The organism is Deltaproteobacteria bacterium (assembly GCA_016874775.1).
GTDB lineage: Bacteria > Desulfobacterota > Binatia > Bin18 > Bin18 > VGTJ01.
Window position 1 is genome coordinate 26,221 of sequence record VGTJ01000038.1, and the last position, 10,448, is coordinate 36,668.

The 10,448-nt window shown below is 53.5% G+C and carries 7 protein-coding genes and 1 pseudogene; 3 read left to right on the forward strand and 5 right to left on the reverse strand.

From position 1 onward, the window contains the following. Positions 1-6: 6 nt before the first annotated feature. From gatA to FJ147_08825, 3 genes are all read left to right on the forward strand, one after another. The gene (gene gatA / locus FJ147_08815) at positions 7-1,467 is read left to right on the forward strand and encodes an Asp-tRNA(Asn)/Glu-tRNA(Gln) amidotransferase subunit GatA (protein ID MBM4255984.1); all 1,461 of its coding nucleotides are present in this window, start codon (positions 7-9) and stop codon (positions 1,465-1,467) included. Positions 1,468-1,532: 65 nt separating this feature from the next. Further along, positions 1,533-2,981, forward strand: coding sequence for an Asp-tRNA(Asn)/Glu-tRNA(Gln) amidotransferase subunit GatB (gatB, locus tag FJ147_08820; GenBank protein ID MBM4255985.1), 1,449 nt, complete (start codon positions 1,533-1,535; stop codon positions 2,979-2,981). 28 nt (positions 2,982-3,009) lie between these two features. Beyond that, entirely contained in the window at positions 3,010-4,206 is a 1,197-nt protein-coding gene (locus FJ147_08825; GenBank protein MBM4255986.1) for an acyl-CoA dehydrogenase, read from the forward strand. A gap of 41 nt (positions 4,207-4,247) precedes the next feature. On the opposite strand, the gene FJ147_08830 is transcribed toward FJ147_08825, so the two are convergent. The 5 genes and pseudogenes from FJ147_08830 to prsK all read right to left on the reverse strand — a co-directional run bounded on the left by FJ147_08830 (position 4,248) and on the right by prsK (position 10,099). After that, the gene (locus tag FJ147_08830) at positions 4,248-4,703 is read right to left on the reverse strand and encodes a hypothetical protein (protein ID MBM4255987.1); all 456 of its coding nucleotides are present in this window, start codon (positions 4,701-4,703) and stop codon (positions 4,248-4,250) included. Further along, on the reverse strand, positions 4,700-5,302 hold the full coding sequence (locus tag FJ147_08835; protein ID MBM4255988.1) for an NAD(P)-dependent oxidoreductase: 603 nt from the start codon (positions 5,300-5,302) through the stop codon (positions 4,700-4,702). Before FJ147_08835 ends, FJ147_08830 begins: the two co-directional genes overlap by 4 nt. 124 nt (positions 5,303-5,426) lie before the next feature. Further along, positions 5,427-6,095 (reverse strand): PEP-CTERM sorting domain-containing protein, encoded by a 669-nt coding sequence (locus FJ147_08840; protein ID MBM4255989.1) that lies wholly within the window; start codon positions 6,093-6,095, stop codon positions 5,427-5,429. Positions 6,096-6,532: 437 nt separating this feature from the next. Next, positions 6,533-7,924: pseudogene (gene prsR, locus FJ147_08845) on the reverse strand (PEP-CTERM-box response regulator transcription factor). 66 nt (positions 7,925-7,990) lie between these two features. Next, positions 7,991-10,099 carry a PEP-CTERM system histidine kinase PrsK gene (gene prsK, locus FJ147_08850; protein ID MBM4255990.1) on the reverse strand — a complete coding sequence of 703 codons (2,109 nt, stop codon included), beginning with the start codon at positions 10,097-10,099 and terminating at the stop codon, positions 7,991-7,993. Positions 10,100-10,448 lie beyond the last annotated feature (349 nt).

Consider the following 10,448-nt stretch of genomic DNA (forward strand, 5'->3'; position numbering starts at 1 on the left):
ACTGTTATGGACCTTTTCCGGCTCACGATTCACGAGGCAACACAACTCCTGCGACAGCACGATATTCGGGCGCACGACCTCACACAGGCCGTGCTCACCCGTATTGCCGCGACCAACCCAGCACTGCACGCCTATCTCACAGTAAGTGCTGATGACGCCCTCGCACAGGCAACCTTCGCTGACCAACAATTACAAACCCCCGACACGGCACCACCGCTCTGTGGTATTCCGATTGCCATGAAGGATGTCATCCTCACCAAAGATATCCGTACCACCGCTGGCTCTCGTATCCTCGCCGAGTTCGTTCCTCCGTATGATGCCACGGTCGTTCAGCGCCTCAAAGCCGCTGGAGCGATTCTCATTGGCAAAGTGAACTGCGATGAATTCGCGATGGGATCATCAAATGAAAACTCGGCCTTTGCTCCGACGCTCAATCCGTGGGATGTCACTCGGGTCCCAGGTGGATCGTCTGGAGGCTCCGCCGCGGCAGTCGCTGCCGACCAAGCCCTAGCCTCGTTAGGCACCGATACTGGTGGATCGATTCGCCTCCCAGCCGCGTTCTGTGGCGTCACTGGCATGAAGCCCACGTACGGCCGCGTCAGTCGCTACGGTGTGGTTGCCTATGCATCGTCCCTCGATCAGGTTGGACCAGTCACGAAAGATGTACGGGACTGCGCCCTCCTCCTCCAAGCTATCGCTGGCCATGACCCTCAGGACTCAACATCGGTGAACCTGCCAGTGCCAGACTATCAGGCCGCATTGACACAAGACGTGCGTGGACTGCGCATCGGTATTCCCAAAGAATATTTTGTCGAAGGCATGCAACCTGAGGTGGAATCTGCCGTCCGGGAGAGTATAGCAACACTCACTGCCTTAGGCGCGGAATCGGTACCAATCTCTTTGCCGCACACCTCCTATGCCGTCGCAACGTATTATATGATCGCCACCGCTGAGGCGAGTTCCAATCTGGCGCGCTATGATGGGGTGCGGTATGGATACCGTACGCCACACAACGGCGGATTAACCTCGATGTACGAACAGACTCGTGCTGAGGGGTTCGGAACTGAAGTGAAACGGCGTATCTTGCTCGGCACCTATGTCCTCTCTGCCGGGTATTATGATGCGTATTATCTGAAAGCACAGAAAGTGAGAACCCTCATTCGCCAGGATTTTCTCCAAGCGATGCAGCAGTGTGACGTGATCGCTACCCCAGTGGCGCCAACCACGGCTTTTGCGCTCGGAGACAAAACGACGGACCCCCTGACCATGTATTTGTCAGATATCTTCACGATTGCCGTCAACCTCGCTGGCTTACCCGGGATCTCTGTACCTTGTGGATTCGACAAGCAGGGTCTGCCGATCGGCCTGCAATTGATTGGCAAACCTTTTGATGAGGCAACGCTGTTACGAACGGCGTTCAACTATGAGCAACACACGTCCTGGCACACGCAAAAGCCAGTGCTCTGAGACCATTGGCATCAGGGGAGCAGAACGTCACGGTACCCGACTGAATACATTTTTGTTGAGGGGTTATGGAATACGAAACAGTCATCGGTCTTGAGGTCCATGCGCAACTGCTGACGAAGTCGAAAATCTTCTGTGGTTGTTCCACTATCTTTGGCGCACCACCTAACCATCATACATGTCCGGTATGTATGGGAATGCCCGGCGTGTTGCCGGTGCTCAACCAACGCGTGGTTGAATTTGCCATGCGTGCAGCGCTTGCGACCCATTGCCAGATTGCGCGACAAAGCCAGTGGGCGCGCAAGAATTACTTCTATCCTGATCTGCCCAAAGGCTACCAGATTAGTATGTACGAGTTACCGATCGCTCAGCATGGATATATCGACATCACCGTCGATGCCCACCCCAAGCGTATTGGCTTGACCCGTATCCACATGGAAGAAGATGCAGGAAAGAATATTCATGACCCACAGAGTGAGGCCAGTCTGGTCGACCTCAACCGCGCTGGAGTGCCGCTGCTGGAAATCGTCAGTGAACCAGATATGCGATCGCCGGAAGAGGCTGGTGCGTATTTGCGGAGTTTGCGCACCATTCTCCAATACGTAGAAATCTGCGACGGCAATATGGAGGAAGGCAGTTTCCGTTGCGACGCCAACGTCTCGATCCGACCGCGCGGAAGCGATACTTTCGGTACGAAAGTCGAAATCAAAAACATGAACTCCTTCCGTGCCGTCGAGAAAGCCATCCAGTACGAGGTCCACCGCCAGCACGCGGCACTCACCTCGGGTGAGAAGATCGCGCAAGAAACGCGACTGTGGGACGCAGATCGCGAAGTGACCCGCTCGATGCGGAGTAAAGAACATGCGCACGACTACCGCTATTTTCCCGACCCGGATCTGTTGCCATTAGTGCTGAGTGAGGAGTGGATATCGCAGGTCTCCAGCACGCTACCGGAACTGCCCACGGTCCGGCGCGATCGTTTGATACGCGAGTACGGCCTCCCGGCGTACGATGCCGACATTCTGACAGCCCGACGCGATGTGGCTGAGTACTATGAAGCAGCAGTACATGCGTATCCTGCAGCCCCCAAGGCCGTCAGCAATTGGGTGATGGAGAGCGTGTTGCGTATCATCAAAGAAGAGAAGCTCGATGACGCCCTCACAATCACAGCGTGGCCATGCCCAGCAGAACACCTGGGCCTGCTCGTTCGCTTAATCCAAGAGGGAACCATCAGTGGTAAGATCGCAAAGAGCATCTTCACGGAGATGTGCACAAGCCGCAAAGCCCCGGACGTGATTATGACCGAACAAGGACTCACGCAAGTGAGCGATAGCGATGCGCTTCTCGCTGTGATCGACCAGGTGTTAGCCGCAGCTCCTGATAAAGTTGCAGAGTACCGCGCTGGACGCGAAAAATTGCTGGGATTCTTTGTCGGGCAAGTGATGAAAGCCAGTCAGGGGAAAGCCAACCCGCAGCTTCTGAATACGCTCTTGCAACAACGGCTGGCCAGCAACTAGTCACTTTAAGTGATTTGGAGGAACAGCAATGGATTTCGCCTTTACGCAAGAACAAGAAGCCTTTCGAACGGAGTTACGGGCCTGGCTCGCCGCCAATGTCCCTGCGGATACCCACCAGCTCCGCCATCTTCAACCCCAAGCATCCGCTGCCGACCTCTCGTTCCTGAAACACTGGCAACGCCGCTGCTTTGAAGGTGGATGGACGGGAATCTCGTGGCCAAAAGAATACGGTGGCCGCGGTGCGTCGCTCGTGGAACGGATGATCTTTGATGAAGAGATGGCCGCGTATAAAGCGCCCCAACTGCTCAACGTCCTTGGTCTTGAAATTGTCGGTCCTACCATCCTTGTGCATGGCACCGAAGAGCAAAAGCGTGCCCATGCCGCCAATATTCTCAGTGGTGATGAAATTTGGAGCCAGGGGTATTCAGAGCCGAACTCCGGCTCTGACTTAGCTTCGCTACGCACCCGTGCGGTGGAGCAAGGGGATTATTTTGTTGTTACCGGCCAGAAGGTCTGGACCAGTTTAGCGTTCTACGCCGATTGGTGCTTGCTGTTGGTCCGTACGAATCCTGACGCTCCCAAACACCTGGGGTTGTCGTGCCTACTAGTTGATATGAAAAGCCCAGGCATTACCGTCAAGCCACTTCGAACCCTTACTGGCGATAGCGAATTCAACGAAGTGTATTTTGAAGAAGTCAAAGTTCCTAAGCAGAATCTGTTAGGAGAGAAGGATCAAGGCTGGCGCGTGATCATTACGTCGCTGATGTTTGAGCGCCAAGGGCTGAGTTTTTTCTTCACCTTTGCGCAGAAGCGTCACTATGAGGACTTGGTCGCCACTGCGCGCCGCACCTCGCGGTACGGTCAATCTGTGATCTCAGATCCACTGGTACGACAGAGACTTGCGAATGCATATATCGAAACAGAGTTGTTAAAACTCAATAACTACCGTGCGCTCACTCGTCTCCTGCGCGGCAATCCTCCAGGGCCAGAAGGGTCAGTCCCCAAGTTGCAGTGGGCAGACACGAACCAGAGTCTGCAACAACTCGCAGTCGATATCCAGGGAGCGCGTGGCCAGCTCTACCAAGGTGAAGTCTCGGCACCAGACGATGCCTACTGGCAGTACGGTTTCCTCCGGGCCCGCGCCAACTCAATCGAAGGCGGAACCTCAGAGGTGCAGCGCAATATCATCGCCGAACGCGTACTCGGTTTGCCAAAGGCTCGTTAAGGAGAGGAAGCCCCTTCTGCCCATCGCTGATCGCTAAAGAGTCACCTCCCCCATTCTTCGGGGCGATCGTGTAACCAGTCGGCTAACGCACGCTCTAGGGTGTACTGGTACGGATAGTTATGCTCACGGAGAAATCGTGGGTCAATATGGTTCGAGCGTACCAACTTGCGGATGCGTACTGGACTAATTGGCTGATGCAAACCCAGCGGGCGACTGAGTGCCTCAATCGGGTACGACGCGCCAAGCAGCAAAGGATAGGGAACACTGGGAATGAAGTGTCGAACATGAGCAACGCGAGAGATCGCTGCAACATATTCTTCTACGGTTGGCGCAGGGTCCATGGAAAAATTAAACAGCGCAACATCGGTTCCGGTCTGCGCTTGCCAGTCTCCCACCCACGTCAATGCGTGACAGAGTTCTTTGACATATCCACCAGCTTTTCGTGTGTGCTGGTTACCCATGTAAAAGAAATAGCGCCCAAGCACAGCACGGATCATACGGGTAACGTTCCCCCCTCCCCAGGACCGAAGACGACGCCAGGACGCACGATTGTCAGCCGCCGGCCCTTCTCAGCACGCTGCCAGGCGAGATGAATCTTTTCTGCTGTTAATTTTGACGCGCCATAAGGAGAAATTGGCACAGGTAGTGAGGTTTCGTCTTTTCGCTCCTCTGTCGGTCCATATGGTGCAATACTGCTAGTAAAAATAATGGTCGAACACTGCACCTGTTCGGCCCAGGCACAGACGTGCTCTGCTCCTGGTAAGTTGGTGGCGAAATATTCCTCAGGCTCGTGTCCTGGTTCACGATGCACGGCAGCGAGGTTTACTACGAGGTGGGCTTGAGAGGGGAGTTGGGCATGGGCAATGGGCTGCCGGACATCCAAGGTGAGCACCTGCACTCGTCCTTGCTGGAAAGCCTCTTGGAGTGGTATAGGCCACGTCGACGGTTGCGTTGGACGAAAATCTACCAACCAGACCTTCTCTCCCATCCCGGTCGACAAGAGATGCGAAGCGAAATGGGATCCAATAAAGCCTGTTCCGCCAAACAACACACAATGCTGAAAAGTTTGTTCACTCATGACACGCCAGTTTCTCATCCCCCCTGTAGTTTTGCTCTACTGTAGCTGAAACCGACAAGTCGAATCCACTGCGCACAAAAGCGATGGGGGCAAGCGTAGGCTTGCCCCCATCCGTTACGAGCGAGGGCGGAAAAGGCTGCGGTTAGTTGGTTTTTTTGCGACGCGCAGCGAGGACCAGGCCAACAAGACCAGAACCAAGCAGAAGGAGGGAGCCTGGTTCTGGAGTCTGCGTGTTAACGATATCCGTACTGATCGCAATTCCTGTAATAAGGCCATTTGGACCAGTGCTCGAAAAGCCGGTGAAGTTGAACTGGAAGAACGCAAATGTCGTGTCCCCTGGAAGACCAAGGTTACGAAGCAACTCTGCGTTCTTACTATCCAATCCTTGTGCACTAAAGCTAATAATCGGGTTGGTGAAATTGATCTGGAAGTCGCTCAGCGTCCCGCTCAGCAGCACTGCATTGGTAATGCCAAAAGAGGGAATCGACCCTTCGATCTTGATGAAGTTGTTATTCGGGTCAGTATCAAAACTCAGCACCCCGTACGTGTCACTCCCGTTATCGCCACTCGTGCTATCGACATCGTAGACACCATCGTTTTGCGGGGCTCCAACCACGGCAAGTGCACCAATAACGATGCCCGACCCCCAGGCGTGAGTGCCCTGGACATTGAGAGTGCCACCACTGCCACCAGTTCCGGTACCAAAATCGAGTACGGCAGCAGCATACGCGCCACTCGTCGAGGACAGTCCCAGCGCTATGGCAACAGCTGCAATCTTGAGTGTGTTGAGAAGTTTCCTTGTTCCCTGCATGTATTTGACTCCTTTCTTGCGCGGTCAAAGAGAATGACAAGAAAGGAGTGCGAAAGCCGTGCCATGCGTCCGCTAGCTGCGTGACCTAACGCAAAGACAAAAACAGCAAATGTTCTTACGTACTTGGCTCCACACTCGCCGTATCGTCACAGCCGTACGGTTGATCCTCAGGGGACACTGTAAAATGCACCGTCAGAAAAATTCACTAGAAGTGAATAGTGGATAACACAAAAAGAAAAGACCGCTGCAACGTTACTCCTCTCAAGGATCTATCGTTAGCCACGCCAGGCTGTAAAATTTCCCGACGCCAACGACGGAAAAGACAACGATCGCTCATCGGTAGGAAAGCAGATGTTCTACAAAAAAAAGGCGACCAGTTGGTCGCCGCCAAAAAGTGTCGTAGCACAGCGCGAGCAGATACGCAGCCCCGTTCGTAACTAGCTTTTCGCAATTCCTAACTTCTCCATCAACTCATACAGCGTCGGGCGACTAATCCCAAGATCAGCAGCAGCTTGCGTAAGGTTTCCCTTACTTCGGACCAGCGCGCGTTGGACCAGATCTCGTTCGACTACTTCACGAGCTTCCTTGAGTCGTTTCCCGGAGTAGGGATCGGTCGGTTCGGTCAGTTCCAAGTGCAAAGGGGAAATCTGATTCCCTTCTGCCATAATCACTGCGCGTTTGATACGATTCTCTCATTCGCGAATGTTCCCTGGCCACTGGTGTGTTTCCAGCGCGTGGAGTGCGGCCTGATTCAGTTTCACAGCCTTTTTCTTAGCTTCGGCAGCGTACCGCTGCAAAAACAGATTCGCTAAGAGCAGCACATCTCCACCACGGTTCCGCAAGGGAGGGATCGCAAGCACCACGACACCCAAACGATAGTAGAGATCTTCGCGAAATCGGCTCTCACTCATCGCGTTCTTGAGGTCAATATTGGTCGCCGCCACAACCCGCGTGTCGATGGGGATTTCTTCCCGTCCTCCGACACGTTCAATCACGCGTTCCTGGAGAAACCGCAGCAGCTTGACTTGCAGTGCGAGAGGCATTTCGCCAATCTCGTCAAGAAAGAGCGTCCCACCTTGCGCCCCTTCAATACGCCCTTTGCGCTGCATATGTGCATTCGTAAACGCGCCTTTTTCATGACCAAACAGCTCACTCTCAAGCAACGCTTCGGGAATGGCCCCACAGTTAATTGCTATAAACGGACCGTCTTTTCGTTCGCTCAACCGATGAATAGCTCTAGCTGCTAACTCCTTGCCAGTGCCACTCTCCCCCTGAATCAGCACGGGAACGTCAGTTGTCGCAACGCGACGAATGGCACTAAACACCTCTTGCATCTGGGTGCTGGTGCCCATCATCCCCTCAAACAGGTCGATCGTGGGTTGCTGCTGCAGGGTACGATTCTCCCGTTCAAGTTGCGACACATAAAATGCACGGCGGAGGATCCCGCGCAGGTCCTCCACCTCTACAGGCTTACACAGAAAGTCGTACGCCCCCCGAGCAACTGCGTGGAGCGCATTCTGCCGTTCGGTTTGTCCAGTAATGACAATCACTTTGACCAGCGGGTCTTGCTCCAACATTCCTGTTAATGTCAGCATCCCTTCTTCAATACCCCCCGGATGCGGTGGCAAGCCCAGATCAAGGGTCACCACGGCTGGCTGTTCCTTGCGTAGTGCCTCCAATGCACTTTGCCGGTCTTCCGCAAGCACAACCGCATAGTCGCGGGCGAACGCCCATTTCATCTGTGTGCGGATGTTCTCATCATCATCAACGATAAGAAGTTTCGGCTTACTCGTGAGGCGTGGAGATTCTGACGGTGCAGGTTGCGGCATATGAACCATCACTCCTTGTTTTCAAGTACGCAGGGCATTGTACCATAGCATACGCACTGGTCCAATTCACTGCACGACCGGCAAGAGAACCCGAAATATACTCCCTTTCCCGGGTTCACTTTCCACTGCAATACGACCACGATGAGCTTCGACAATTTTCTTATTGTGGAAAAGCCCAATCCCTAACCCCTTGCTCTTAGTTGTCTGAAACGGCTGGAAGAGGGACTGCGTCACGAATTCCGGCGACATCCCACTCCCGTTGTCTTGCACTGCGAGAATAGCCCAATCGTTCTGTCGTTCGGTCTTGATGGCGATTTCCCCGCCTTCCCCTGTGGCGTCGTTGGCATTCAACACCAAATTCACCAGGACTTTATGTATCTGCTCGGAGTCAATCACCAAAGAAGGCATCGTCTGCAGCCTCTGGGTCACCGTTGCACGAACAGCGCCGTTAAGTTCCGTCAGGGTTGCATTCACTAAGGCATTGAGATCAACAGGTGCCGTATGAAGATCTAACCCCTTCGTGAGCAGAGACAAACGGCCGCACATCGAATCAATTTTCTGTACACTATTGGTAATCACCCGGAGTGCATCGGCACGAAACTCAGGATCGTCAAAGTACACCGGTAAATTCTGCATAGTCAGCGAAAGTGTCGATGCCAGGTTTTTCAGATCATGAATAAAAAAAGTCGACAGTGTTTGAAAAGCTTCCATTTCTTTCGCTTTGAGCAATTGCCGAGAGAGCTTCAGGTTCCAGAGACTCGCTGCCGCTTGATCTGCCACGGTTTTGAGAAGATCCGCATCTTCAAACGATAACGGTTCGCGGATTACTCGCTCATTGAGAGTCATAATCCCCAGCAGCTCGCGACCGGCATTCAACGGCACGCTGTATCGGATACGAGCTTCACCTACACTTGCGGCATACATGCGCGTGAACTCTCCTGCCCAATCATCCTTGCGTGCGTCGAATTCAATCGGGAAATGTTTCTCCTGCATCACACGAATCAGGGCCGCACCGTCACTGGTTTTCGTGAGTAACAGTTCACGGGCTTGCGTTTCAGGGAATACCGTCGACCCCCCAAATAGCAACTGTTGACGAGTCTCATCAAGTAGCCATAGGGTGACACACGAGACCCCAAAAGTTTCGGAAACCATCTTCACGACGGCATCGCACAGGTCTTTACTCTCCAAAAGGGACGTCGTCCGTTGAGTGAACACGAGCCACTCTTTACGATAGTCGTAGCGCGGACGTTGAAAATGGCGACTGATAAACAAACGGCTTCGTTGTTGCCATTCATCAGACATCCAAAACATTGCCAAAAGCAGAAACGCGAAAAAGACCAATAACGCTTCAAACGGGAGGATATCTTCGCCACCCAGATAGGTCACAGCCTGTGCCAAAAGGCCGACGAGCAACAGATACCCGCCCATCGCGAGAACGGTAAGGGAATGGTAGAACGCAGTAGGGGATAAATGAAAATGTACCGTCAAGAGACGTGAACGGGAAAAGGAATAGAGCATAAGACACGCCGCAACGACCAACGCACCGGCATTGATCGTCTCCGCCGTCGCAGTCAAACGCGAAAACAGCAGCGACTGGCTGGCCGTATAGACACGAACGGCGAACAGGCTGCCTAACCCCAGTATCAGAAACTTGATTTGCCAGCGCAGATCACCGGTTGATGCCCGCAGGGTTCGCTCAAAATTCATGAGAATGCAGGCGGATTGAAGAAGAAAAATGACAAAGAAACTATACCCAACCCAACCCAAGCCAAGACTCCAGCGCGAGACCTCATCCCAAAACGGAACGTCGATAAACAGCGATTGAAATCCGGTTCCGAGCAGGTAGAGGGGCGGCAGAAAAGCAGCAACAATTCCCCACTGCCATCTGCTGAGAAAATCGTGATAATTGCCGCGCGCAAAGCTCAAGCTAAAGACGAGCCATATCCCCGGCAACCACGCCATCGCAAAGAATCGCCAATGTTGCCAGTATACGACATCCTGGTACGTTTCCGCTTGAACACTGATGGCGTTACAGACCGCTTCAGCAGCGAAGACAGCCATGCCGAGCGCAAACACACGTCCAACAAAAGAGCGTGCATTACGCAGCAGCATAGCAACCGCTAATCCGCTACAGAGTGCCGCATCAATACATAACAAGACAACCGCAGCATTCATGACTTCGTAGCGCTGAAGGTTCTCGTTGCCAACTCAGGTCTCTACGTTCGAATAGGCATCCATGTTTCCAGTTGCGGCCAGTGTCCATATCGGCTTACTGCAGCTCAGCCAGAGCACGCTTTGCTTCCTCAACTTCAGTAAAAGTATCTCCCAGTTTGAGAGCTTTAGTTAAGGTGGCCTTGGCTGCCTCCTTATTGCCAGCCTTGAGATAGGCCATGCCTAAATAAGCTACCACGGCCAGAGGCCGTGGTATTAAGAAGGCCCCTCCGAAGGGGCCGAGCACATTCCGAAGCCCCCGCTGGGGGCGGTAACTCTTAGGAAGGCCCCGCTGGGGCCTCTATACGGTTAC